This is a genomic window from Sphingomonas aerolata, assembly GCF_023935825.1.
Taxonomy (GTDB): Bacteria; Pseudomonadota; Alphaproteobacteria; order Sphingomonadales; family Sphingomonadaceae; genus Sphingomonas; species Sphingomonas aerolata.
Genome location: NZ_CP098762.1, coordinates 2,926,822 through 2,950,983, shown reverse-complemented (window position 1 = coordinate 2,950,983; position 24,162 = coordinate 2,926,822). Strand labels below are relative to the sequence as shown.

22 protein-coding genes are annotated in these 24,162 nt (G+C 69.1%); 9 read left to right on the top strand and 13 right to left on the bottom strand.

Features of this window, described 5'->3' with window-relative positions; translation table 11 throughout:
• Positions 1 to 115: 115 nt before the first annotated feature.
• Positions 116 to 1,876, top strand: a complete 1,761-nt coding sequence (locus tag NEF64_RS13290; protein ID WP_056405549.1) for a DUF885 domain-containing protein — start codon at positions 116 to 118, stop codon at positions 1,874 to 1,876.
• A gap of 14 nt (positions 1,877 to 1,890) precedes the next feature.
• Here NEF64_RS13290 and NEF64_RS13285 read toward each other — a convergent pair whose 3' ends face one another.
• Positions 1,891 to 3,306, bottom strand: coding sequence for an MFS transporter (locus tag NEF64_RS13285; RefSeq protein ID WP_056405550.1), 1,416 nt, complete (start codon positions 3,304 to 3,306; stop codon positions 1,891 to 1,893).
• Positions 3,307 to 3,363: 57 nt separating this feature from the next.
• On the opposite strand from NEF64_RS13285, the gene NEF64_RS13280 reads away from it, so the two are divergent.
• The gene (locus NEF64_RS13280) at positions 3,364 to 5,529 is read left to right on the top strand and encodes a prolyl oligopeptidase family serine peptidase (protein ID WP_082446581.1); all 2,166 of its coding nucleotides are present in this window, start codon (positions 3,364 to 3,366) and stop codon (positions 5,527 to 5,529) included.
• A 116-nt stretch (positions 5,530 to 5,645) separates the two neighbouring features.
• On the opposite strand, the gene NEF64_RS13275 is transcribed toward NEF64_RS13280, so the two are convergent.
• Positions 5,646 to 6,200: a glycine zipper 2TM domain-containing protein gene (locus NEF64_RS13275; RefSeq protein ID WP_031440853.1), complete on the bottom strand. Its 555-nt coding sequence runs from the start codon at positions 6,198 to 6,200 to the stop codon at positions 5,646 to 5,648.
• Between the two features lie 120 nt (positions 6,201 to 6,320).
• Between NEF64_RS13275 and NEF64_RS13270 the strand changes: the two genes are divergently transcribed.
• The gene (locus tag NEF64_RS13270; protein ID WP_156360237.1) at positions 6,321 to 6,653 is read left to right on the top strand and encodes a hypothetical protein; all 333 of its coding nucleotides are present in this window, start codon (positions 6,321 to 6,323) and stop codon (positions 6,651 to 6,653) included.
• 44 nt (positions 6,654 to 6,697) lie between these two features.
• Here NEF64_RS13270 and NEF64_RS13265 read toward each other — a convergent pair whose 3' ends face one another.
• Positions 6,698 to 8,980 carry an ATP-dependent helicase gene (locus tag NEF64_RS13265; RefSeq protein ID WP_056405686.1) on the bottom strand — a complete coding sequence of 761 codons (2,283 nt, stop codon included), beginning with the start codon at positions 8,978 to 8,980 and terminating at the stop codon, positions 6,698 to 6,700.
• A 110-nt stretch (positions 8,981 to 9,090) separates the two neighbouring features.
• Between NEF64_RS13265 and NEF64_RS13260 the strand changes: the two genes are divergently transcribed.
• The 4 genes from NEF64_RS13260 (at position 9,091) to NEF64_RS13245 (ending at position 13,214) form a co-directional block, all read left to right on the top strand.
• Positions 9,091 to 9,486 (top strand): GFA family protein, encoded by a 396-nt coding sequence (locus NEF64_RS13260; protein ID WP_031396463.1) that lies wholly within the window; start codon positions 9,091 to 9,093, stop codon positions 9,484 to 9,486.
• A 225-nt stretch (positions 9,487 to 9,711) separates the two neighbouring features.
• A complete protein-coding gene (locus NEF64_RS13255) occupies positions 9,712 to 10,038 on the top strand; it encodes a UrcA family protein (RefSeq protein ID WP_252573857.1) in 327 nt (108 codons plus the stop codon).
• 220 nt (positions 10,039 to 10,258) lie between these two features.
• Positions 10,259 to 11,905, top strand: a complete 1,647-nt coding sequence (locus NEF64_RS13250; RefSeq protein WP_056405552.1) for an inorganic phosphate transporter — start codon at positions 10,259 to 10,261, stop codon at positions 11,903 to 11,905.
• Positions 11,906 to 11,954: 49 nt separating this feature from the next.
• Positions 11,955 to 13,214, top strand: coding sequence for an MFS transporter (locus NEF64_RS13245; RefSeq protein WP_056405553.1), 1,260 nt, complete (start codon positions 11,955 to 11,957; stop codon positions 13,212 to 13,214).
• A gap of 35 nt (positions 13,215 to 13,249) precedes the next feature.
• On the opposite strand, the gene rsmD is transcribed toward NEF64_RS13245, so the two are convergent.
• Positions 13,250 to 13,786 carry a 16S rRNA (guanine(966)-N(2))-methyltransferase RsmD gene (rsmD, locus tag NEF64_RS13240; protein WP_056405554.1) on the bottom strand — a complete coding sequence of 179 codons (537 nt, stop codon included), beginning with the start codon at positions 13,784 to 13,786 and terminating at the stop codon, positions 13,250 to 13,252.
• Positions 13,786 to 15,390 (bottom strand): pseudouridine synthase, encoded by a 1,605-nt coding sequence (locus tag NEF64_RS13235; RefSeq protein ID WP_252573855.1) that lies wholly within the window; start codon positions 15,388 to 15,390, stop codon positions 13,786 to 13,788. Before NEF64_RS13235 ends, rsmD begins: the two co-directional genes overlap by 1 nt.
• 119 nt (positions 15,391 to 15,509) lie before the next feature.
• On the opposite strand from NEF64_RS13235, the gene NEF64_RS13230 reads away from it, so the two are divergent.
• The gene (locus tag NEF64_RS13230; RefSeq protein WP_031395459.1) at positions 15,510 to 15,941 is read left to right on the top strand and encodes a response regulator; all 432 of its coding nucleotides are present in this window, start codon (positions 15,510 to 15,512) and stop codon (positions 15,939 to 15,941) included.
• Positions 15,942 to 16,028: 87 nt separating this feature from the next.
• The gene (locus tag NEF64_RS13225; RefSeq protein ID WP_056405555.1) at positions 16,029 to 17,369 is read left to right on the top strand and encodes an AmpG family muropeptide MFS transporter; all 1,341 of its coding nucleotides are present in this window, start codon (positions 16,029 to 16,031) and stop codon (positions 17,367 to 17,369) included.
• Between the two features lie 19 nt (positions 17,370 to 17,388).
• On the opposite strand, the gene NEF64_RS13220 is transcribed toward NEF64_RS13225, so the two are convergent.
• From NEF64_RS13220 to NEF64_RS13185, 8 genes are all read right to left on the bottom strand, one after another.
• On the bottom strand, positions 17,389 to 17,841 hold the full coding sequence (locus NEF64_RS13220) for a DUF6628 family protein (protein ID WP_056405556.1): 453 nt from the start codon (positions 17,839 to 17,841) through the stop codon (positions 17,389 to 17,391).
• A gap of 68 nt (positions 17,842 to 17,909) precedes the next feature.
• A complete protein-coding gene (locus NEF64_RS13215) occupies positions 17,910 to 19,229 on the bottom strand; it encodes a bifunctional folylpolyglutamate synthase/dihydrofolate synthase (RefSeq protein ID WP_056405557.1) in 1,320 nt (439 codons plus the stop codon).
• A 44-nt stretch (positions 19,230 to 19,273) separates the two neighbouring features.
• Complete coding sequence (accD, locus tag NEF64_RS13210; RefSeq protein ID WP_056405558.1) at positions 19,274 to 20,125, bottom strand: acetyl-CoA carboxylase, carboxyltransferase subunit beta; 852 nt, start codon at positions 20,123 to 20,125, stop codon at positions 19,274 to 19,276.
• A complete protein-coding gene (trpA, locus tag NEF64_RS13205) occupies positions 20,122 to 20,949 on the bottom strand; it encodes a tryptophan synthase subunit alpha (protein WP_252573853.1) in 828 nt (275 codons plus the stop codon). Before trpA ends, accD begins: the two co-directional genes overlap by 4 nt.
• Positions 20,946 to 22,184 (bottom strand): tryptophan synthase subunit beta, encoded by a 1,239-nt coding sequence (gene trpB / locus NEF64_RS13200; protein WP_056405560.1) that lies wholly within the window; start codon positions 22,182 to 22,184, stop codon positions 20,946 to 20,948. The genes trpA and trpB overlap by 4 nt, the downstream gene beginning before the upstream one ends.
• Positions 22,185 to 22,281: 97 nt before the next feature.
• Entirely contained in the window at positions 22,282 to 22,914 is a 633-nt protein-coding gene (locus tag NEF64_RS13195) for a phosphoribosylanthranilate isomerase (RefSeq protein WP_056405561.1), read from the bottom strand.
• Positions 22,915 to 23,006: 92 nt separating this feature from the next.
• Positions 23,007 to 23,681: an orotidine-5'-phosphate decarboxylase gene (gene pyrF / locus NEF64_RS13190; protein WP_056405562.1), complete on the bottom strand. Its 675-nt coding sequence runs from the start codon at positions 23,679 to 23,681 to the stop codon at positions 23,007 to 23,009.
• Entirely contained in the window at positions 23,681 to 24,061 is a 381-nt protein-coding gene (locus NEF64_RS13185; protein ID WP_042467388.1) for a LapA family protein, read from the bottom strand. The genes pyrF and NEF64_RS13185 overlap by 1 nt, the downstream gene beginning before the upstream one ends.
• Positions 24,062 to 24,162: the final 101 nt, after the last annotated feature.

Sequence of the window (24,162 nt, the reverse complement as noted above, 5' to 3'; positions counted from 1 at the left end):
GTTGTCGCCAAAGTCCTCACCTCAACGGTCCGGGCTATTGGCCGTTCCAACTCTGGCGTCCGCGCGATTCCGCTGGCAGCATTGCGGGCACGCTACGGCGTGAGGGGGGAGATTGATGCGGACGAGGTTCCCGGCGAGGACGGCGGCGCTGCTGCTGGCGCTGGGCAGCTGTACGCCCGACGATCCGCAGACGCGGAACCGCGTCGCCGCCACGCCCGTTGCCGCGCCCGTCGCTGCGATCGCGCCCGATGCGTGGACCGCGTTTCGCGACCGGTTCGTCGCGACGTGGTTCGCGCTCGACCCGGCCTTTGCGGTCTATCAGGGGCGGCATGAGCATGATGGCGGGCTGCCCGACTGGAGCGCGCAAGGGCTGGGTCGGCAGGCGGCGTTCCTGCACCGGTCGATCGCGGCGGCGGGACGGTTCGAGACGGCGACGCTCAGCCCCGAGCAGCGGTTCGAGCGCGACTATCTGGTGATGGTCGCGCGCGACAAGCTGTTCTGGCTCGAGGCGGCGGACGCGCCGCATCGCAACCCGGCCTGGTATGTCGCGGGCGGGCTCGACCCCAATGTCTATGTCGTGCGTGCCTATGCCGACCCGGTTCGGCGGATGCGCGCGCTGATCGCGCTGCTGCGCCGGATCCCGGCGGCGACGCTGCAGATCCGCGCGAACCTCGCGACGCCAATGCCGATCAGCCATATCGACTATGCCGCCAACGCGTTCCGCGGCTTTGCGTCCTATTACATGGACGATTCGGTCAAGGCGTTCGCCAGCGTCGCGGACGAGGGGCTGCAGCGCGAACTCGCCGATGCGGCGATGACCGCGTCGGAGGCGATGCGCGACCTGGCGCTCTGGGTCGAGGCGCAGCGCCCGAGCGCGACGCGGTCGTTCGCGCTGGGACCCGCGCTGTTCGCGAAGATGCTGCGCGAGACCGAGGGGGTCGACACGCCGATCGGGACGCTCGAGGCGGCGGGGCGGGCCGATCTGGCGCGCAACCAGCGCGCGCTCGCCGCGGCCTGTGCCCGGTTCGCGTTCGGCCTGACGGTCCGCGACTGTCTGGCGCAGGTGAATGCGGACAAGCCGGTCGACGGACCGGTCGCCGAGGCGCGCCGCCAGATCCCGATGCTGCGCGCGTTCATCCTGTGGCGCGACCTGCTGACGCTGGCCGGCAACGAACAGGCGCTGGTCGAGGAGAGCCCGCCCTATAGCCGGCAGAATCTCGCCTATATCGATCCGCCGGGCCCGTTCGATCGCGGCGTGCCGTCGGTCTATTACATCTCGCCGCCCGATCCGCGCTGGACGCCAGCGGTGCGGGATGCGTTCGTGCCGGGCAAGGCGGACCTGCTCTTCACCTCGATCCACGAGGCGATGCCCGGGCATTTCGTCCATTTCCTCCACGCCAATCGCGTGCCGTCGCTGATCGGGCGGGTGTTCGTCGGCTATGGCTATGCCGAGGGCTGGGCGCATTATGCCGAGGAGATGATGTGGGAGGCGGGGCTGGGCGGCGGCCGCGCGGACATCCATATCGGCCAGCTGTCGAACGCGCTGCTGCGCGACTGCCGGTTCCTCGCCGCGATCGGGATGCATGCGCGCGGCATGACCCAGGCGGAGGCGTTCACGCTGTTCGTCGACCAATGTTACCAGGACGAGGGCAATGCGCGGCAACAGGCGCTGCGCGGGACCTATGATCCGGCCTATCTCAACTACACTATGGGCAAGCTGATGATCCGCCGGTTGCGGCAGGACTGGACCGCGGGCCGGGGCGGGCGGCGTGCGTGGAAGGCGTTCCACGACCGGCTGCTGCGCTATGGCGGGCCGCCGATCCCGCTGGTCCGGCAGGCGATGCTGGGCGAGGCGAGGCCGATCGCGGCGTTCTGAACGGGAGGCGGCGGCTAGCGCGCCTGTGCGGCCGGCTGGACGTCGCGCGTCTCGTCGATCGGCGGGTTGCGGATCGAGGGGCGCAGGCGCGACACGCTGCACAGGCCCGCGACCAGCGCCATGCCCGCAGCGACCAGCGGCGGCGTCGTGCCCGCGCCGACCCCGATGGCGAGCAGCGCGGCGACGACGGTGGCGCCGGTCGTCTGGCCGACCAGCCGGACCGTCGAGATCAGCCCCCCGGCGGCGGCGGCCCGCTCGCGCGGGGCCGAGCCGATGATCAGCCGCGCGTTCGGCGCCATGAACATCCCGAACCCCGAGCCGCACAGCGCCATCCGCCAGGCGATTGCGAAATAGCTCGGATCGGCCGGCATGAAGGCGAGCAGCAAGAGCGCGGCGATCGAGACCGCCATGCCGATGCCGCCGAGCAGCCCGGCGGGATAGCGATCCGACAGCCATCCCGACAGCGGCGCCACGACCATGTTGGCGAGCGGCCATGGCGCGATCGCGGCACCGACCTCGGCCGCGGAAAAGCCGTAAGCCTGGGTCAGCCGAAACGGCGTCGACAACAGCAGCGTCATCTGCGCGATGAACGCGGTAAAAGCACCGATAGCGGACAGCGCGAGGACGGGGCGGGCAAGCAGGTCGATCGGCAGGATCGGCTTGGCCTCGCCGCGTTCGCGCCGCACGAAGATCCAGCCGATCGCCATCCCGGTCAGCACGATCGCCGCCGAGACGACCGGGCTGTCGCCGTGCACCGCGGTCTCCGACCCGCCGATGACGAGCCCGATCATCGCCGCGCACATCACCGCGCCGAGCACGTCGAACGGTTCGCTCCGCGGCCCGGGATCGGGCAAGGCGCGCCCGAGAAACAGGCTGAGGATCGCGAACGGCACCGCGCTGGCAAAGACCCAGGGCCAGGGCGCGACCGCGAGGACCAGCCCGCCCAGCGTCGGCGCGAGCGCGGCCGAACTCGACACCACGACCGAATTGATCCCGAGGCCGCGGCCGAGCTGCTGCGACGGGTAGATCGAGCGGATCAGCGCCGACGATACGCTGAGCGCCGCCGCCGCGCCGAGCGCCTGGGCGGCGCGGACGACGAGCAGGAAGGGCAGGCTCTTGGCGAAGAAGCAGAGCAGGGTCGCGACGGTGAAGACGAGCTGGCCATATTGATACATGCGCTTCAGCCCGATCCGGTCGCCGAGCCCCGAAAAGGGGAGCAGCGCCATCGCCAGGATCAGCTGATAGACGGTGACGACGGTCACCACCGCGCTGCTGTCGACGCCGAGATCGCGTGCGATCGTCGGCAGCGCGACATTGGCGACGCCGCCGTCGATGATGGTCAGCGCGGTGCCCGCCGAGATGGCGGCGATCGCGAGGAAGCGGCGGGGCTTGGGAAGGCCATCCAGGGCCGTTGTCTGGTCGGACTGCATTGCGGACCGCGATAGACACCGTCATGAATGACGCCAAGCTATTCGGGGAAATGGACGATGCGGGTTCTTACGGCTGCGCTTGCGGCGACGATATTGACGGGCGGCGCCGGCCTTGCGGCGGGCGGTGCGCTCGCCCAAGTCGCACCGATGACGAACACAAAGCCTGCCCCGCCCCCGGCCGTGAACACCGCCGCGGACACCGCCGCCGACCCCTATATCTGGCTCGAGGACAAGGATGGCGCCAAGCCGCTCGCCTGGGTCGAGGCGGAGAATGCCAAGACGCTGCCCCGGTTGCAGAACGACCCGCGCTACAAGAGCTTCTATGCCGAGGCGCTGGCGATCGCGGCGGCGAAGGACCGGATCCCGATGCCCGACCAGCGCTTCGGCCGGATCTACAATTTCTGGCGCGATGCCGAGCATCCGCAGGGCATCTGGCGGTGGACGAGCGAGGCGGGCTACGCGCAGGCCAATCCCGCCTGGACGACCGCGCTCGACCTCGATGCGCTGAGCAAGGCCGAGGGCAAGAAATGGGTGTGGAAGGGCGCGACCTGCCTTCAGCCCGACGAGCGGCTGTGCCTCGTCTCGCTGTCCGAGGGCGGCGAGGATGCGGTGTCCTACCGCGAATTCGATCTGCAGACCGGGCAGTTCGTCGCGAACGGCTTTGCGCTGTCGACGTCGAAACAAGGCGCGAGCTGGGTCGACAAGGACACGCTGCTGGTCGCGCGCGACTGGGGTGCGGGGTCGATGACCGCGTCGGGCTATCCGTTCGTCGTCAAGGAGGTGAAGCGCGGCCAGCCGCTGAGCGCCGCGCGCGAGATCTTCCGCGGCGAGGCGTCGGACCAGCTCGGCACCTATGCCAGCGTGATGACCGACGGGCAGGGCAACCGCGTGACGATGATCCAACGGCGCCCGACCTTTTTCGGCGGCGAGAAGCATGTCGTCACGCCGGCCGGGCTGGTGAAGCTCGACGTTCCCGACCGCGTCTTTCCCTCAGGCATGGTCGACGGACAGGTGATCTTCTCGACCAGTGAGGCGTGGGGGCAGATCCCCGCCGGCGCGATCGCCTCGGCGCCGCTTGCCGAGGTGCGCAAGGGCAAGTTCACGCCGACCCTGGTCTTCGCACCGACCGATCGCCAGTCGGTCGACGGCGTGTCGGTGACGCGCGATCACGTGGTCGCCAGCGTCTATGACAATGTCCGCGGGCGGGCGATGGTGTTCACGCACGGCAAGGGAGGCTGGACGTCGCGGGCGGTCGCGCTGCCCGACAATGCCTCGGTCGATGTCGCGAGCACGACCGATCGCAGCAATGCGACGTTCGTGCAGGTGACGGGGTTCCTCGCGCCGACGACCTTGTGGACGCTCGATGCGGGGCCTGGCGGTGTGGCCAAGCAGATCAAGGCGCTGCCCGCGAAGTTCGATGCATCGCGCGACGTCGTCGAGCAGTTCGAGGCGGTGTCGACCGACGGGACAAAGATCCCCTATTTCATCGTCCACCGGAAGGACGTGCCGCTCGACGGGACGACGCCGACGATCATGACCGCCTATGGCGGGTTCGAATCGTCGATGACGCCCTATTATTCGGGGGTGATGGGCAAATTGTGGCTCGAGCGCGGGGGCAGCTTCGTGCTCGCCAATATCCGTGGCGGCGGCGAATTCGGGCCGAAATGGCATGATGCGGGACGCAAGACCAAGCGGCAGATCATCTATGACGATTTTGCCGCGGTCGGGCAGGACCTGATCGCGCGCAAGCTGACCAGCCCGGCGACGCTCGGCATCTATGGCGGGTCGAATGGCGGGCTGCTGATGGGGGTCGAGTTCAACCAGCATCCCGAATTATGGAAGGCGGTGACGATCCAGGTGCCGCTGCTCGACATGATCCGCTACGAACAGATCGCCGCCGGCGCGTCCTGGGTCGACGAATATGGGTCGGTGAAGATCCCCGCGGAGAAGGCGTTTCTCGAGACGATCTCGCCCTATCAGAACATCAAGCGCGGCGGGGCGTATCCCGAGCCCTATATCTGGACGACGACCAAGGACGACCGGGTCGGGCCGCAGCATGCGCGCAAATTCGCCGCGCGGCTGAAGGAATATGGCCTGCCGTACCTGTTCTACGAGGATACCGCGGGCGGGCATTCGGGCGACGCGGACATCGAGCAGGGGGCACGGATGCAGGCGCTGCAGATGACCTATTTCGCGCAGAAGCTGATGGGGCCGGCGAAGTAGGACTCACGCCTGTTGTTCTCCCGCGAAGGCGGGAGCCCAGGGTTACGGGCGCTGTGGCGGGTAACCCTAGGCCCCCGCCTCCGCGGGGGAACATAAGACTGCGGTGAGCGGCCGCCTTAGCGGCAGCGGATCTGGCTGTTGTTCTGCTCGACCGCGCGGCCGGCGAGGCCACCTGCGGCGGCGCCGAGCAGCGAACCGACGATCCGCGAGCGGCCGCCGTCGATCACGTTGCCGAGGATGCCACCACCTGCCGCGCCGATGATCAGCCCGGTCGTGCCGTCGTTGCGCTTGCAGTAATAGCGGCCGTCCTGCCCCGCATAGACGCGGTCGTTGGCGGACAGGGTGCGCTCCTGATAATTCGGGCCGACGCGATAGTCGCGGGCCGGGTCGTAATTGCCCTCGTCGCGCTCGTCGGGATAGCCGCCCTCATACCGGTCGGGTGCCTGGCGATAGCCGCCCTGCGGCGCCGGCGGAACATAGCTGCCGCCACGATTGCCGCGCAGCGACTGGTAGCGATCGAATTCCTCGCGGAAGATCTGCAACTCGCTGTCGAGGCGCGCCTGGGCGGCGGCGAAACGGGCGTTGTCGGCACTGGTCTGCGCGACGGCGGGGGCGGCGGCGGACAGGCAGGTCGCGGCGATCATCGTCGCGAGGCCGAGAGAACGCTTCATGATCGAAATCCTTTCACGGTGGGGTGGCACGGGGGGGGGGGGCCGGTGGGGTGTCCCGGTAACGGGTGGCGACATCGCGCCGCCACCCGGCTCTCGTCAACGACAGATCTGGACGCGACGATGGTTGCGCCATTCGGTGCGGCAGCGGCGATTATTGTTCCATTTGCGACGATCATTGTCGCGGCCGCGGAAGCGGCGGCCGTCGTGGCGGCCGCGATGGTCGTTGCGGCGATAGTCGCGACGATCGGCGCGGTGATCACCGCGATGATCGTTGTCGCGATACTGCTGGCTATGGCCCCGATCGCGCTGGGCTTCGGCGGGCGCGGCCACGCCGAGGCCGAGCGTGGCGAAGGCGAGCCCGGCGGCGATGAGATTCGTGAACTTCATGAGGTGTCCTCTTGCCCGAGATCGGGCTGGAAGGACGATACGATCCTGCTTCGGCATCGTTCCTGAACGGGGTTGTCGGCTCCCGTACAGGTTGGCGCCGACCGGTCGTCCTACGGTGCGATCGTCACGAAGCTGTCCATGACGCGTTTGCGGCCGGCCTGTTCGAAGTCGATCTCGAGCTTGTTGCCCTCGATCTCGGCGATGCTGCCATAGCCGAATTTCTGGTGGAACACGCGCTGGCCGAGCGAGAGGTCGTCGCGACCCTTGTTGCCGAGGCTGATCGCGCTCGCGCGGCTTTCGACGACGCGGGCGGGTTTGGTCGAGAAGCCGCCGCCGGGCGTGGCCGCGCGCTGCCAGCCGGGGCCGCGGCCGGTGCCGCGTGCGACGTCGGCGAACGGATCGGCGCGGTCGGACCAGTTGGCCTGCCAGAGGCTCGCGCCGCCCGACATTGTCGTCTCGGTGTCGGTATGCTCGTCGGGCAGTTCGGCGACGAAGCGCGAGGGAATCGACGAATTCCACTGGCCGTAGATGCGGCGATTGGCGGCGTGGAGGATGACGGCCAGGCGCCGCGCGCGCGTGATCGCGACATAGGCGAGGCGGCGTTCCTCCTCGAGGCTCTTGACGCCGCCCTCGTCCAGCGAGCGCTGCGAGGGGAAAAGTCCTTCCTCCCAGCCGACGCAGAAGACGGTGTCGTATTCGAGGCCCTTGGCGGCGTGGATGGTCATGATCGTGACCTGCGGATCCTGCGCGCCGCCCTCATTGTCCATGACGAGCGAGACATGTTCGAGGAACGCGCCGAGCGAGTCATATTCCTCCATCGCGCGGACGAGTTCGCTCAAATTCTCGAGCCGGCCGGTCGCCTCGACCGATTTCTCGGCCTGGTACATCGCGGTATAGCCGCTCTCATCGAGCAGCTGCCGGGCGAGTTCGGCGTGCGGCAGGCTGGTCGCCATGTCGCGCCAGCGCGCGATGTCGCCGACGAGGCGGCCGAGCGACTTCTTGGCGGCCCCGGTCAGTTCGTCGGTGTCGAGGATGCGCGCGGCGGCCGTCGTGAGCGGGGTGCCGGTGGCGCGCGCGAGCTGGTGGATGCGCGCGACCGCCTTGTCGCCGAGCCCGCGCTTGGGGACGTTGACGATGCGTTCGAAGGCGAGGTCGTCCGCGGGCTGGTTGACGACGCGGAGATAGGCGAGCGCGTCGCGGATCTCGGCGCGTTCGTAGAAGCGGAAGCCGCCGACGATCTTGTACGGCATGCCGATCGCGATGAAGCGGTCCTCGAACTCGCGCGTTTGGTGCTGTGCGCGGACGAGGATCGCGACCTCGTCGAGGCTCTTGCCCGTGCGACGGACGCTCTCGATCTCCTCGCCGACGCGGCGCGCTTCCTCGGGGCCGTCCCAGACGCCGATGACCTTGACCTTCTCGCCGACGTCGAGCTCGGTCCAGAGCTGCTTGCCGAGGCGACCGCCATTGTTGGCGATTACGCCCGAGGCCGCGCCGAGGATGTGCGGCGTGCTGCGGTAATTCTGTTCGAGGCGGATGACTTTCGCGCCCGGAAAATCGCGTTCGAACTTCAGGATGTTCTCGACCTGCGCGCCGCGCCACGAATAGATCGACTGGTCGTCGTCGCCGACACAGGCGATGTTCTTGCGCTCCTGCGCGAGCAGCCGCAGCCAGAGATATTGCGACGAGTTGGTGTCCTGATACTCGTCGACCATGATGTATTTGAAGCGCTGCTGATACTGCGCCAGCACGTCGCGGTGCGTCTTCAGGATGACGAGCATGTGGAGCAGCAGGTCGCCGAAATCGCAGGCGTTGAGCGCGCGCAGCCGGGTCTGATATTGCTCGTACAGCTCGCCGCCGCGGCCGTTGGCGTAGCGCTCGCTCTCGCCCGCATCGATATCGGCGGGGACGAGGCCCTTGTTCTTCCACTGGTCGATCAGCCCGGCGAGGCTGCGCGTCGGGAAGCGCTTCTCGTCGATATCAGCGGCGAGGATGAGCTGTTTCAGCAACCGCAGCTGGTCGTCGGTATCGAGGATCGTGAAGTTGGACTGCAGCCCGACGAGTTCGGCATGGCGGCGCAGCATCTTTGCGGCGATCGCGTGGAAGGTGCCGAGCCACGGCATCCCCTCGACCGCGTCGCCGACCAGACGCCCGACGCGCTCGCGCATCTCGCGCGCGGCCTTGTTGGTGAAGGTGACCGAGAGGATCTCCGACGGCCACGCCTTCTTGGTGAAGATCAGGTGCGCAAGTCGCGCGGTCAGCGCCGCGGTCTTGCCGGTGCCCGCGCCCGCGATGATCAGGACGGGGCCGTCGGTGGTCAGCACCGCCTCGCGCTGGGGATCGTTGAGGCCGCGGAGATAGGGCGGCTGGCGGTTTGCGTCGGACGGATGGGCGATCTGGTTCACCGGTGAACAGGTAGGGAACGGGGCGCGATCGGGCAAGCGGCTAAGGCTTGCACGGCGCAGCGATGTGTGGAACAAATCGAGAATATCAACAGGAGGCGTGCATGTTGTCGGGACGATGCCACTGCGGAGCGATCCACTATGTCGCGACGGGCGAGGCGGCGCATCATGCGCTGTGCCACTGTAAGGATTGCCGCCGAAGCGCAGGCGCGCCGATGGTCGGCTGGATCGCGTTCAGGACCGAGCAGGTGATGATTTCGGGCGATCCGGTGACCTATGCGTCGTCCGAGCACGGGCGGCGGCAGTTTTGCGGGACGTGCGGGACCGGACTGTTCTACACCAACCCGGTCGCGCTGCCGGGGATCATCGACATCCAGTCGTGCACGCTCGACGATCCCGAGTCGGTCGCACCGGGCGCGCAAATCCAGGTCGCGGAGCGGCTGGCGTGGATGGCGGACCTGGCGAGCCTGCCCGAATTCGCACGCTATCCGGGGATGTGAACGCGCGTTCGGTCGCCACCGAGGTGCGGGGTGATCGAAATCGCGGGGCGACCGACGAACCGTCGCCAAACCGTCGCGGGCGCGTAACGATCCGGGCGTAGGGCGTGCGCAGCGACGAGGGTCTTCGTCGGAGAGGCCGCGCAGAGACGCTCCTCCCGACGGTCGGGCTTAGTCGCGCGCAGGCCGGTGTGCCTGCGGACCGCAGGACCAGCAAAGGACGTCATCATGAAGATCCTCCACAGCGTCGCTTCGGCGGCGATCGCTTCCGCGTGCCTTTTTGCGACCGGCGCTGCCGCCGATCCGGTGCGCGACCCCGTCACGATCCGTGTCTCGCATGCCGGGCTCGACCTGGCCAGCGACGCCGGGCGGCGTGTGCTTGCGCGTCGCGTGCAGTCGGCGGTCAACCGGACCTGCGCCCCGCGGACCGGCGGGCTGAATGCCTTTGCCGAGTCGCACCGGTGCCGTACGGAAATGATGCAGGACGCCACGGTCCAGACCGCCGCGTTGCTGACGCGCAACGGGACGCAGCTGGCAAGCCTCGCGGGGCGGTAGCGTCTTCGCGCTCGATCCGATGCGCGATCGAGGGAGGACCGCTCTGTCAGAGGCGCGGCGGTCCTCCCCCGCCGTCAGGCTGTGCCTGCCCCCCCGGCGGGGGAGGATCATGGGCGGTCGCGCGCTGCGCGGGGTTCGTCACTGTGTCATTCTGGTATCGCCGCGCGGCGATGCATCGCGTTGTCATAAAGTTGTAATCGTTAGGGCCGACTGCGCGATCATGGCTACTTCCCCATTAACGGTCGAGGCGATCGACCGCGCACCGCGCAGCGGACCGCGGCTCGATCATGATCTGCATCCGGCCGGGCGCTGGATCTTTCTGGCAATATTGCTGGGGGGGCTGGCCTATGCGGGGTTCAGCATCGCCACCGATACCGCGCAGGTCGGCGAGACGCTCGCGGTCGGTGCGTTCGCGTTCCTCGGACTCGCGCTGCTGATCGCGCTCGGGTTCGAATTCGTCAACGGCTTCCACGACACCGCCAATGCGGTCGCGACGGTCATCTACACGCATTCGATGCCCGCGCCGCTCGCGGTCGTCTGGTCGGGATTCTTCAATTTCGTCGGCGTGATGACGTCGTCGGGCGCGGTGGCCTATTCGATCATCACGCTGCTGCCGGTCGACCTGATCCTCAACGTCGGCAGCGCGGGCGGTTTCGCAATGATCTTCGCGCTGCTGCTCGCGGCGATCCTGTGGAACCTCGCGACCTGGGCGGTCGGGCTACCCAATTCGTCGAGCCATGCGCTGATCGGCTCGATCCTCGGCGTCGGGCTCGCCAACCAGCTGATCAACGGCGGCGCGGACGGCACGTCGGGCGTCGACATGGCGCAGGTGACCAAGGTGCTTTCCGCGCTCGCGTTCAGCCCGGTGGTCGGCTTTGTCGGCGCGCTGCTGATGCTGCTGGTGATGAAGGCCTTCTCGACCGATCGCAAGCTGTTCGAGGCGCCCGAGAGCAATACGCCGCCGCCGCGCGGGATCCGCGCGCTGCTGATCGGCACCTGCACCGCGGTCAGCTTCGCGCATGGCAGCAATGACGGCCAGAAGGGGATGGGGCTGATCATGCTCATCCTGATCGGCTGCGCACCGACCGCCTATGCGCTGAACCGGACGATGCCCGAAAGCGCGACGCCGGCGTTCGTCCAGAGCGCCCGCGCGGCGTCGTCGGCCTTTGCTGCACATGCCGACGGCACGCCTTCGACGGTCGAGGCCGCGCGCGCGCGCGTCACCACCGCGCTGAAATCCAAGCAGGTCGCCGAGCCCGTCGTCTATGGCGCGCTGGCCACGCTGTCGAACGACGTCACCCGCCGGATCGAGGGCTATGGCTCGCTCGGCAAGGTGCCCGCGGCAGCGACGTCGAACCTGCGCAACGACATGTACCTCGTGCTCGACACGACCAAGCTGGTCGCGGCGGACAAGACCGCGCAGGCGCGCTTTACCGCGCAGGAGATCACGGAGCTGAAAACCTATGGCGGCGGGCTCGAGCAGGGGACGCGCTACATCCCGATCTGGGTGAAGGTCACGGTCGCGCTCGCGCTCGGGCTCGGCACGATGGTCGGGTGGAAGCGGATCGTCGTCACCGTCGGCGAACGGATCGGCAAGTCGCATCTGACCTATGGCATGGGTGCGTCGGCGGAGCTGGTCGCGGCGGCGACGATCCTGATGGCGGACCGGTTCGGCCTGCCCGTGTCGACGACGCATATCCTGTCGTCGGGCGTTGCGGGCGCGAGCGTCGCCAATGGCGGCGGGCTGCAGCGGCGCACGCTGGTGAACATGGGGCTGGCGTGGATCATGACGCTGCCGGTTGCGATGCTGTTGTCGGGCGGGCTGTACTGGATGCTGCTCGGGGTGGCGCACGCCTTGGGGCGTTAAAGCCGAGCGTACGATTGACGGGGCGGCGGCGGGCAGCGATGCACGCGGCATGAGCACGCTTAGGTCCAGCCGCCGCATCCTCGCCGCCAGCCTGGTCGGCACCGCGGTCGAATTCTACGACTTCTACATCTACGCGACCGCCGCGGCGCTCGTGTTCGGGCCGCTGTTCTTCGCGGGCCAGTCGGCGTCGGCGCAGCTGCTGCTGAGCTATGCGACGTTCGGGCTGGCGTTCGTCGCGCGGCCGGTGGGCGCGGTGCTGTTCGGGCATTTCGGTGACCGGGTCGGGCGCAAGTCGACCCTGGTCGCGTCGCTGCTGCTGATGGGCGGATCGACCGTCGCGATCGCGTTCCTGCCAACCTATGCGCAAGTCGGCTGGTGGGCGCCGGCGCTGCTCTGCCTGATGCGGCTGGGGCAGGGGCTGGGGCTGGGCGGCGAATGGGGTGGCGCCGCGCTGCTCGCGGTCGAGAATGCGCCGCCGCACCGCCGCAACACGTTCGGCATGTTCCCGCCGCTCGGCGCGCCGGTCGGGTTTCTCGCCGCCAACGGGCTGTTCCTGATCATCGGCCTAGTCCTCGACGAGGCGCAGTTCCTTGCCTGGGGGTGGCGGATCCCGTTCCTGGTCAGCGCGGTGCTGGTCGGGTTGGGGCTGTGGGTGCGGCTGAAGCTGACCGAGACGCCCGCGTTTCTGGAAGCAGAGAAGACCGAGGCGATCCCGCGCGTGCCGATCGCCGAGCTGCTGACGCGGCATCTGCGGGCGACGCTGGCGGGGACGTTCGGGGTGATCGCGTGTTTCGCGCTCTTCTATCTCGCGACCGCGTTCGCGCTCGGCTACGGCACGAAGACGCTCGGCTATTCGCGCGAGGCGTTTCTCGGCGTCGAGCTGGTCGCGATCTGGTTCCTCGCGGCGGGGGTGATCCTCGCGAGCGTGCTGGCGGATCGCTATACGGCGGCGCGGATGCTCAGCGTCGGGTTTGCGGGCTGTATCGTCGTCGGCGCGCTGATGGGGCCGATGCTGGGATCGGGATCGCTGGTCACGGTATCGCTCTGGCTGTCGGGCGCGCTGTTCGTGATGGGGTTCGCCTATGGCCCGCTCGGTGGATGGCTGCCGAGCCTGTTTCCGGCGGGCGTGCGCTATACCGGCGTGTCGATGACGTTCAACCTTGGCGGCGTGCTCGGCGGCGCGCTCGCGCCGATCGTGGCGGAGGCGCTGGCGCCGCGCGGGCTGGGGCTGGTCGGTGTGTATCTGATGGCCGCGGGAGTGCTGAGCCTTGGCGGGCTGCTGATCGTCGGGCGCCGCGCCGACGCGTAGGACGGGGTCTCCCGCTTGCGCGGGAGACCGTTACGTCAGGCGGGGCGCAGCAGCGTCAGCCGCGCCTTGCCGTGGACGCGCGTGGCGTCGACCTCGAAGCCCGGCAGCTGGACGACCTCCGCCTTTGCGGTCTCGAGGCTGATCCACGTCGCCGGGCTGGTCCAGCCGAGCCGCGCGAGCTTGTCGAGCGCGACGAGGCCCGCACCGGTGTCATAGGGCGGATCCATCAGGATGATGTCGAGCGGCGCGGGCGCGGGGCCCATCGCCATCACCGAGGTCGCGCGGACGTCGCCGCGAATGCCGAGCTTGGCGAGATTGCCCTTCAGCGCATCAAGCGCGGGCTTGTCCTGCTCGACGAACAGGCACGACCCCGCGCCGCGCGACAAGGCCTCGATCCCGAGCGCACCCGAGCCCGCGAACAGATCGGCGACCGCGAGCCCTTCGAAACTGCCGACGCGGCTGGTCAGCATCGAGAACAGCGCCTCGCGCATGCGATCGGCGGTCGGGCGGGTCGCGTCACCCTTGGGCGCGACGATCTGGCGACCGCGATACTGGCCTGCGATGATCCGCATCAGCGTTTACCTCCGCGTGGTGCGCGGGGCGGATGACCGCGCCCCCCTGATGGTCCCTTGCCGGGCGCGGGCGGACGGCTGCCGCGTTCGGGACGCGGTGCGCCGTCGCGCGGCGGGCGGGGATCCGCACCGGGGCGACCGGCGGCACTGCGCGCGGCACGCTTGTCGAGACCGGTCCGCGCGCGGGAGTCGTCCGTCTGAGGGCGGAAGCCGCGTTGCTGGTCCTGGCGCTGGTCCTGACGCTGGGGCGAGTCGGGGCGGCGCGGGGCTGTCGTGCCCCCGCTACCGCTACCGCTGCTGCCCCCGCCGCCGACGCGGGTCGGGGCGGCGCGGTCGCGGGGCGGCTTGGCGGCGCGGAAATGCTTGATCTTGGGGCTGGTGCTCAGTTCCTCGCCGCGGTCCGCGCGCTCCTGGCGATAGGTCGGGCGACCGGTGCCGGCGCCGGTCGGCTGGGCGTGATGCGTCGCGGCCGCGCGATTGCCGCCGCGCGCATCGGGCTTGGCCCAGGGATCGGTGACGTCGCCGCGGACCATCGCCGCGGTCGGGCGGATCCGCTCGGGCCGGGCCGGGCGGGCCGGTCGTGCGGCGCGATCGACCGGCGCTGCGCCGCTCGAGAAGCCGGAGCTTGCCGGCGCCGCATAGGGGCTGCGCGCGGGCTGGCGCGGTGCCGCGGTCGCGGGCCGGGCCGAGGGGGCAGGACGGGGGGCGTTGGCGCCACGCTGGGGCGACTTGGCGCCGATCCCCGCACCCGCGCCGGCACTGGCGCTGATGCCGATGTTCGGACGCGCGCCGGGGCCCTCGGGCTTGCCGCGCGCGAGCTCCTTCTGGAAGGCGACGACGTCGTGCTGGAGCACTTCGCCGATCTGGCCGGGGGCGAGGTCGCCGAGCACGAACGGGCCGTAGCGAGTGCGGATCAGGCGCGAGACCTGGAGGCCCAGATGTTCGAGCACGCGGCGGACTTCGCGATTCTTGCCCTCGGTCAGGATCATCTCGATCCAGACGTTCGCGCCGGTGCGACGTTCGATATTGGCGTTGATCGAGCCGTAGCGGACGCCCTCGATCTCGATCCCCTCGATCAGCTCCTCGAGCTGCGGCTGGGTGATGTTGCCATAGGCGCGCGCGCGATAGGCGCGCTCGACGCCGGTCGCGGGGAGTTCGAGCTGGCGCTTGAGACCACCGTCGGTGGTCATCAGCAACAGCCCCTCGGTGTTGAGATCGAGCCGGCCGACGGGGACGAGTCGCGGCAGTTCGCGCGGCAGGCGGTCGTAGATCGTCGTCCGGCCCGCCGGATCGCGCTCGGTGACGAGCAGCCCGGTCGGCTTGTGGTAAAGGAAAAGCCGCGCCGCGCTGGGCGCCTCGACCGGATCGCCGTCGACGGTGACGCCGGCAAGGTTGCGCAGGATCGTCGCCGGCGTGTCGAGCGTGCTGCCGTTGAGCGCGACGCGCCCCTCGGCGATCATCCGTTCGATGTCGCGGCGCGACGCGACGCCCGCGCGGGCGAGCAGTTTGGCGATGCGGTCGCCCTTGATGGGGGCTGCGGGGGCTGTTGCGGGCGCGTCGTTCGACGGGCTGGCAGTCGGGTTATCGTCTTTTGAAGTCGTCATGGCGCGGCTGATACTATGGATCGGGGTGCAGCGCGAAAATATTTGCGTCCCTTCGTGATGCGGTGCGTTATGTCGCATGGGCGTAACGACCATTCGTTGCGCGAAGGGGCGTGATGTCGATGCTGTTCGCAAAGAAGAAGCGGCTGATCATCCGCTTGCTGGTTGTTGAGGACGAACCGCTGGTCGCGTTCGACACCGAATATTTCCTGACCGAATCGAAATTCACCGTGGTCGCGACAGTCGACCGGGTCAGCGATGCACTGGCGGTGATCGAAAGCGAGTCCGCGATCGACCTGATCCTCGCCGATGTCAGCCTGAGCGACGGATCGGGGCTCGACGTGGCGCGTGCGGCCCTGGAACGCGGGGTGCCGGTGCTGTTCGTCACGGGCAACTGCCCGGTCGAGGCGACGACGCTGGCCGCGGGGTGTCTCTCCAAACCCTATTCGCAGCGTGACCTGCTTGCCGCGATCGCCGCGATCGAGGCGCGGATGGCGGGGAGCGAGCCGAAGAAGCTGCCCTCGGGCCTGCGGCTGTTCAGCGCGCCCGTCTGACGGCACGCGTTTAGCTTCGTCGCGACCAAGGCGAAGCGGCGACGTCTTCCGCCTTCCCTCGCGTCGACAGCCCGCTATGGTCGGCCCATGTCCAGTACAGCCGTTCCGCGTCGATCCCTGCTCGCCACCATCGCCCCCTATCTGCGGCCCCGGCCGATCGCGGCGCTGCTGCTCGGGATATCGAGCGGCTTTCCGCTCGCGCTGTTGCTGGGGACGATGGGCTATTGGCTGTCGAAGGTCGGGATCGACAAGAAGACGATCGGCTTCGCGATCGGCCTGACGACCCCGTACACGCTGAAATTCCTCTGGGCGCCGTTCATCGACCGGTTCCAGATCCCGGTGCTGACGGCCTGGGTCGGGCAGCGTCGCGCCTGGCTGTTCTTCGTCCAGGCGCTGCTGTTCGGCTCGGTCTGGATGCTGGGGTTCAGCGCGCCGCAGGATCATCTCGGGGTGTTCGCCTTCTGGGCGATCGTGACCGCGTTCCTCGGCGCGACTCAGGATATCGTGATCGACGCCTACCGGATCGAGATCCTGCCCGAAGACGAATTGCCGCACGGGACCGCGAACAACCAGTTCGGCTACCGGCTCGGCAATCTGGCGGCAGGGGTCGGCACGATCGCGATCGCCTCGTCCGAAGGGCTCGGGCTGGGCTGGGCGATGGGCTATGGGCTGACCGCGTTCTGCGTCATTCCCGGCGCGCTCGCGGCGCTCTGGGCGGGGCGCGGACTGCATGACCGGGTGCTGGCATCACAGGATGAGGCGTCGCGCGGGCGCTGGCTCGAGGATACGATCATCGGGCCGTTCCGCGAGTTCTTCCAGCGTCGCGGCGCGGTGCTGATCCTGCTGTTCGTGCTGATCTACAAGCTGGGCGATGCGATGGGGCAGGGCATGCTGAACCCGATGATCGTCGAACTGGGGTTCAGCGACACCGAATTCATCGCGATCAATAAGCTGGTCGGGTTCTGGGGGCTGATCGTCGGGACCGCGCTGGGCGCGCCGTTCATGGCGTGGCTGGGCCTCGGCCGCGCGCTGTTCGTGTCGGGCATGCTGATGATGCTCAGCAACTTCATGTTCGTCATCCTTGCCTGGCACGGCCATTCGAACACCTGGCTGACGATCGCGGTCGCGACCGAGCAGGTGACGAGCGGGATCGGGCTGACGGTGTTCGTCACCTATCTCTCGGGGCTGTCCAACCTCGCCTATACCGCGACGCAGTTCGCGCTGCTGTCGTCGTTCGCGGCGGTCGGGCGGACGTGGCTGGCGGCACCCGCAGGCTATGCCGCCAACGCGCTGGGCTGGCCCGGCTTCTGGATGCTGACGATGGTCGTCGCGGTGCCGGGGCTCGTGCTGCTGTGGATCCTGTGGCGTCAGGGGTTCGTCGTCGAAAGCGTGCGGCGCGACCCGGCGATCGCGGCCGGGGCGGACTGACACCGGCGCGTGACCCGGTTCAACCCGTAACCGGGCGCCCCTCGTCCGCGAAGGCGGCGGCGACTGCGGCGGCGCTGGTGAGGACGCCGTCGACGCGGCGGACGCCGAGCAGGTCGGTCATCAGCAGCCGCGCGGTGTCGGGCGCGGTCTCGACCCGCGCGAGGATCGACAGCAACGCCGATTCGGCCGGCGTCATCCGCGCGCAGCAGCAGGGCGCGATCGCGATCGTCCCCGCCGCGCTGCCCGCGAGATCGGCCATCAGCGCGCGCATCAGGATCAGCGGCCGGCGAAACCCCTGTCCGAACGCGGTGAACAGCGTGTGCGCGGCGCGCGCGTCGCCAAGCCCGTTCGCACCCATCCGTCGCATCGCAAACAGCGCGATCCGCGCATTCTCGCAGGGCGGCAGTGGATGCGGCAGCACCGTCGTCATGCTGGCAAGCGTCGTGCCGGCAAAGCGGTTGGCATCGGTCATATACGCGACTCCGTGGTTACAAGACCAAGGTCGCGCGTTCGTTATTGATAGTCAATAGCAATAAGGGGTCAGTGCGGCAGCTCGTCGTTGCCTGCGAGCACTTCGCCCGCGAGATAGAGCGAACCGGCGATCAGCACGAACTGCGGCGCGTCACCCTGCGCGGCGATGCGGTCGAGCGCCTCGGCGGGGGTCGCGGCGGTCTCCGCGCTGCACCCGGCGCGTCGGGCGATCGCCGCCAGCGCGTCCGGGGCGTGGTGCGCATGACCCGGAACGGGGAGCGCGACGACGTGGCCGACCTGCGGGCCGAGAATGTCGAGCACCGCGTCGGCATCCTTGTTCGCGAGCATGCCGAGCACGAGCGTCGCGGGACGCCCTGCCGCCAGCGTCCGCAGCACGCGCGCGACCGGCTGTGCGGCATTGGGATTGTGCGCGCCGTCGAGCCACAGGTCGCTGCCCGCGGGCAACCGCGCATGGAGCGGGCCGTCGGACAGCCGCTGCATCCGCGCGGGCCAATGCGCGGCGTCCGCGGCGGCGCGCATCGCCGCGTCGGGGATGGCGAGCGCCGACTGATGCCGCAGCATCGCGATCGCGAGCGCGAGATTGCGCGACTGGTGCAGGCCGACCAGCCGCGGGCGGTTGGTGACGAGCGTGCCGTCCGCATCGGTGTAGCGCATCGTCGTGCGCGTCGTCTCGCTCGTCCAGGCGGTGCCGCGCGCGAGGACGGGGGCGCCCGCCGCCTCGGCGATTCCCGCGATGCGCGCGCGCAGCGGTCGGGCATAATCCATCGTCACGAGCGGCACGCCGCGCTTGGCGATGCCCGCCTTCTCGCCCGCGATCGCCAGCAGCGTGTCGCCGAGAAACGCCTGATGGTCGATCCCGAGCGCGGCGATGCCGGTAGCGACGGGGTTCGGGATGACGTTGGTCGCATCGAGCCGGCCGCCCAGCCCGACCTCGACGATCGTCGCCGCGGCGGGCGTCCGCGCGAAGGCGAGGAAGGCGGCGGCGGTGGTGACCTCGAAGAAGCTCGCCTGCAGGTCCGCGGCGTGGTCGAGCACCTCGGACAGCAGCGCGGCGAGCGCGTCGTCGTCGATCAGCCGGCCGGCGAGGCGAATGCGTTCGTTGAAGCGGACGAGGTGTGGGCTCGAATAGACATGGACGTTGAGCCCCGCCGCCTCGATCGCGGCGCGCAGGAACGCGCAGGTCGATCCCTTGCCGTTGGTCCCGGCGACATGGAACACGGGCGGCAGCGACCGATGCGGGTCGCCGAGCCGCGACAGCAGCGCGGTGATGCGCTCGAGGCCGAGAATGTCGGCGCCGGGGGACAGCGCGGTCAGCCGGTCGAGCTGCGCCTGGACGGCGGGGGAGGAGGAGGTGGCGTGGTCGGGCATTCTTGGCTCCTCACGATCCTCCCCCTGGCGGGGGAGGATCGGATTTACGCCGCTTCGCGGGCGCTCAGATAGCCGATGACGGTGCCGAGCTGTTCGCGCAGGTCTTTCCGGTGGACGACCATGTCGATCATCCCGTGTTCGAAATAATATTCCGACGTCTGGAAATCCTCGGGCAGCTTCTCGCGGATCGTGCTCTCGATCACGCGGCGGCCGGTGAAGGCCAAAGTCGCCTTGGGTTCGGCGATCTGGACGTCGCCGAGCATCGCATAGGCCGCCATCACGCCGCCCGACGTCGGATCGGTCAGCACGACGATATAGGGCAGCCCGGCGTCGTGGAGCATCTGGATCGCGACGGTGCTGCGCGGCATCTGCATCAGGCTGAGAATGCCCTCCTGCATGCGTGCGCCGCCGCTGGCGGTGAAGATCACATAGGGCACCCGGTCCTCGATCGCGGCCTCGACGCCGCGAACGAAGGCTTCGCCGACCGCGAGGCCCATCGATCCGCCCATGAAGCCGAAATCCTGCACGCCGACGACGACGCGGTGGCCGTCGATCGCGCCGCGGGCATTGACGAGCGCGTCACGCTCGCTGTTGTCGGTGCGTGCCGCCTTGAGGCGATCGGTATAGCGCTTCTGGTCGCGGAACTTGAGCGGATCCTCGGGCACCGGCGGCGCGGGCAGCTCGCTGCAGCTGCCTTCGTCGAACAGCTGCGCGAAGCGGATCTTCGGGCCGATGCGGTCGTGATGGTCGCATTTCGGGCAGACGTGGAGATTTTCCTCCAGCTCCTTGGTGAAGACCATCTGCCCGCAGCCCTTGCACTTGTGCCAGAGATTTTCGGGCGTCTCGCGCTTGGCGACGAACGGCAGGACGTTGCGGACGCTGTTGAGCCAGCTCATGCCCCGATCTCCATGCGAATTTCCTTTCTTGCGGACGCGACGGCATCGGCGAGAGACGTGATATAGGCGCGGACGGGCTCCGCCGCAGCGGTGCCGTGCTGCGCGACCAGCTCGACGATCGCCGAGCCGACCACGACGCCGTCGGCGACGCGCGCGACGTTCGCCGCCTGCTCGGGCGTGCGGATGCCGAAGCCGACCGCGACCGGGATGTCGGTCTGCGCCTTCAGCCGTGCGACCGCGTCCTCGATCGAGGATTGCTGCGCCTGTTGCAGCCCGGTGATGCCCGCGACCGAGACGTAATAGAGGAACCCGCTCGCGCCATCGAGCACGGCCGGCAGCCGGGCCGCGTCGGTGGTCGGGGTGGCGAGGCGGATCAGGTCGATCCCGGCGGCGCGCAGCTGGGGCCCGAGCGCATCATCCTCCTCGGGCGGCACGTCGACGCAGATCACGCCGTCGACGCCCGCAGCCGCCGCGGCCTGCGCGAACCAGTCCGCGCCGCGCCGCAGCATCGGGTTGCCATAGCCCATCAGCACCAGCGGGGTGTCGGGATGGCGCGCGCGGAAGGCGGTGGCGATCGCGAGGATGTCCGCGGTGCGCGTCCCCTGCGCGAGGCTGCGGATGTTGGCGGCCTGGATCGCGGGGCCATCGGCCATCGGGTCGGTGAACGGCATGCCGAGCTCGATCGCATCCGCGCCGCCCGCGACGAGCGCGTCGAGGATCGCCGGCGTCGCGGCGGTCGAGGGATCGCCCGCGGTGACGAACGCGACGAGCGCGGCCCGGTTCTCGGCCGCGGTGCGCGCGAAGGTGGCGGCGAGGCGGCTCAAATCGCCACCCCGAGCGCTTCGGCGACGGTGAAGATGTCCTTGTCGCCGCGGCCGCACAGATTGGCGAGGATGATCTGGTCCTGCCGCATCGCGCGCGCCTTCTTGGTCACGGTCGCGATCGCGTGGCTCGGCTCCAACGCGGGGATGATGCCCTCGGTGCGGCAGAGCAGCTGGAACGCGTCGAGCGCCTCCTGGTCGGTCGCGCTGTCATAGTCGACGCGGCCGATGTCGCGCAACCAGGCATGCTCGGGGCCGATGCCCGGATAGTCGAGGCCCGCCGAGATCGAATGCGCCTCGGTGATCTGGCCGTCCTCGTCCTGCAGCAGATAGGTCTTGTTGCCGTGGAGCACGCCGGGGAAGCCGCCCGCGAGGCTCGCCGCATGCTGCTTGTCGAGCCCGTGGCCCGCCGCCTCGACGCCGAGCATCGCGACATCGGCATCGTCGAGGAACGGGTGGAACAGCCCGATCGCGTTCGATCCGCCACCGATCGCGGCGACGAGCAGGTCGGGCAGGCGGCCGACGCGGTCGAGCATCTGCGCGCGCGCCTCGGTGCCGATCACCGACTGGAAATCGCGGACCATCTCGGGATAGGGGTGCGGGCCGGCGGCGGTGCCGATGATGTAGAAGGTGTCGTGGACGTTGGCGACCCAGTCGCGCATCCCCTCGTTCATCGCGTCCTTCAGCGTGTGCGCGCCGCTGGTGACGGGGCGGACCTCGGCGCCGAGCAGCTTCATGCGGAACACGTTGGGCGCCTGACGTTCGACGTCCTTGGCGCCCATGTAGATCACGCACGGCAGGCCGAAGCGCGCGCAGACGGTCGCGGTCGCGACGCCGTGCTGGCCCGCGCCGGTCTCGGCGATGATCCGCGTCTTGCCCATCCGGATCGCGAGCAGGATCTGGCCGATGCAGTTGTTGATCTTGTGCGCGCCGGTGTGGTTCAGCTCGTCGCGCTTGAACCAGATCTGCGCGCCCATGCCGGGTTCTGCGGATTCGCGCAGCGCTTCGGTCAGCCGTTCAGCGTAATAGAGCGGGCTCGGGCGGCCGACATAATGTTCGAGCAGGTCGTCGAACTGCGCCTTGAACGCAGGGTCGGCCTTGGCGGCGCGGTACGCCTCGTCGAGTTCGAGGACGAGCGGCATCAGCGTCTCGGCGACGTAACGGCCGCCGAAATCGCCGAAATGGCCGCGTTCGTCGGGCTGGGCGCGGTAGGAATTGGGAGCAGGGGTAGCGTTCATGCGGAGCGCTTTAGCACCTCGTTACAATGCGCCAAGCCCCTGTATCCCCGCGAAGGCGGGGACCCAGTCTGGGCACCCGCCTTCGCGGGTGAACAGTTCAGGTTGCGACCGCCTTCAGAAACGCCGCGATCCTGGCGTCGTCCTTCACGCCGGGTTCGCTCTCCACCCCCGACGACACGTCGACCAGCTCCGCGCCGGTGCGCCGGATCGCCTCGGCGACATTCGCCGGGTCGAGCCCGCCCGACAGCGCCCAGCGCAGCGGATGCCGGAACCCGTCGAGCAGGTCCCAGTCGAAACGCAGACCCATCCCGCCGGGCAGCGCGGCCGAATCGGGGGTTTTCGCGTCGTAGAGGATACGATCGGCGACACCGACGAACGCGTGCGCAGCGTCGAGATCGCCGCGCGTGCGCACCGCGACGGCGACCCATAGCTCGATCCCGAACCGCGCGCGGATCGCGGCGGCACGTGCGGGCGTGACCTTGTGGAGCTGCAGCACGTCGAGCGCCGCGGAGGCAATCGCCTGTTCGAGCATCTCGTCCTCGGGATCCACGAACACGCCGACCCTGGCGACATGGCCCGGCACGCGCGCGGCGAGTTCGGCGGCCTTGTCGAAGGTCACGTGGCGCGGCGAGGCGGGGAAGAAGACGAAGCCGACATGGCTCGCCCCGTGCCGGATCGCGGCGTCGAGCGTCGCGGGGGTCGAGAGGCCGCAGATCTTGGCGGTAGTCATGGTGTTCCTCATATCCCGGCGGCCTGTGAATTCCCACATTCTCTGTCAGGATGACGGGGGTAGATCGTCGGGATGACGGTGGACGGTGAGGGTCAGAGCGTCGCGGCGATCGCGCGGGCGGCGGTGTCGGGGTCTTCTGCCTGGGTGATCGGGCGACCGACCACGAGGATCGAGGCGCCGGCGTCGAGTGCCGCGCGCGGGGTGACGACGCGCTTCTGGTCGCCGACATGGCCGTCGGGCAGGCGGACACCGGGCACGACGAAGAACCCCTTGGGCCAGATCGCCTTGGCCGCGGCGACTTCGGCGCCCGAGCAGACGATGCCGTCGACCCCGGAGTCGCGCGCCAGTTCGGTCAGCCGCGCGACATGGTCGTGCGCGCTGCCGGTGATCCCGGTGGCGGTAAGATCGGACGCATCGAGGCTGGTAAGCATCGTCACCGCGATGACCTTGGTCCCGACCGGCGCGGCGGCCTTTGCATCCTCGAGCATCGCGCGACCGCCGCTGGCATGAACGGTCAGGATCGCGGGGGCGAGCCCGCCGAGCGCCTGCACCGCCTTGGCGACGGTATTGGGAATGTCGTGCAGCTTGAGATCGAGGAAGATCGGCAGGTCGAACTCGGCCATCGCATGCACGCCGGGCTGGCCGTGCGCGCAGAAGAATTCGAGGCCGAGCTTGATCCCGCCGACATGGTGGCGGACGCGCCCGGCGATCGCCTTGGCGCGGGCCAGATCGGGGGTGTCGATCGCGACATAGATCGGGCTGCTCATCATGCGACTCCCGGCGGGACCGCGGTCGGCGCGGCGGCGGGCGGGATGGCGGACGCGACGGCCGGTTCCTCAGGGTAGGACGGAGTCGGATAGGACGGGGTAGGGTAGCCCACCGGCGGCACGGCATGCGCGGCGCGCAGGTCGAGGATCGTCCGCTCCGCGGTCGCGAGCCGCTGACGCAGGCGCCAGCGCATCGCGAGATTGTAGAGCAAGGTCGGCAGGAACCCGATCAGGAACGTGACCAGCAACAGCATTGGCAGATTCACGTCGGCGATCAGGCCGCCCCAGAGCCGGATCGGCACGGTCGCCCAGTTGGCGATGGTGAAGACTGCGGCGATGAACGCCAGCAGGCACCAGAACAGGATCTTCAGGAACTGCATGACTTATCCCCTTGCATCCGCCCGGGGGTAAAGCCGCCGTCCGCTTTTGGCCAGCCTTGCGCCAACTTAACCCTGTTCCGGACCAAGCCGGCGGTCACGGA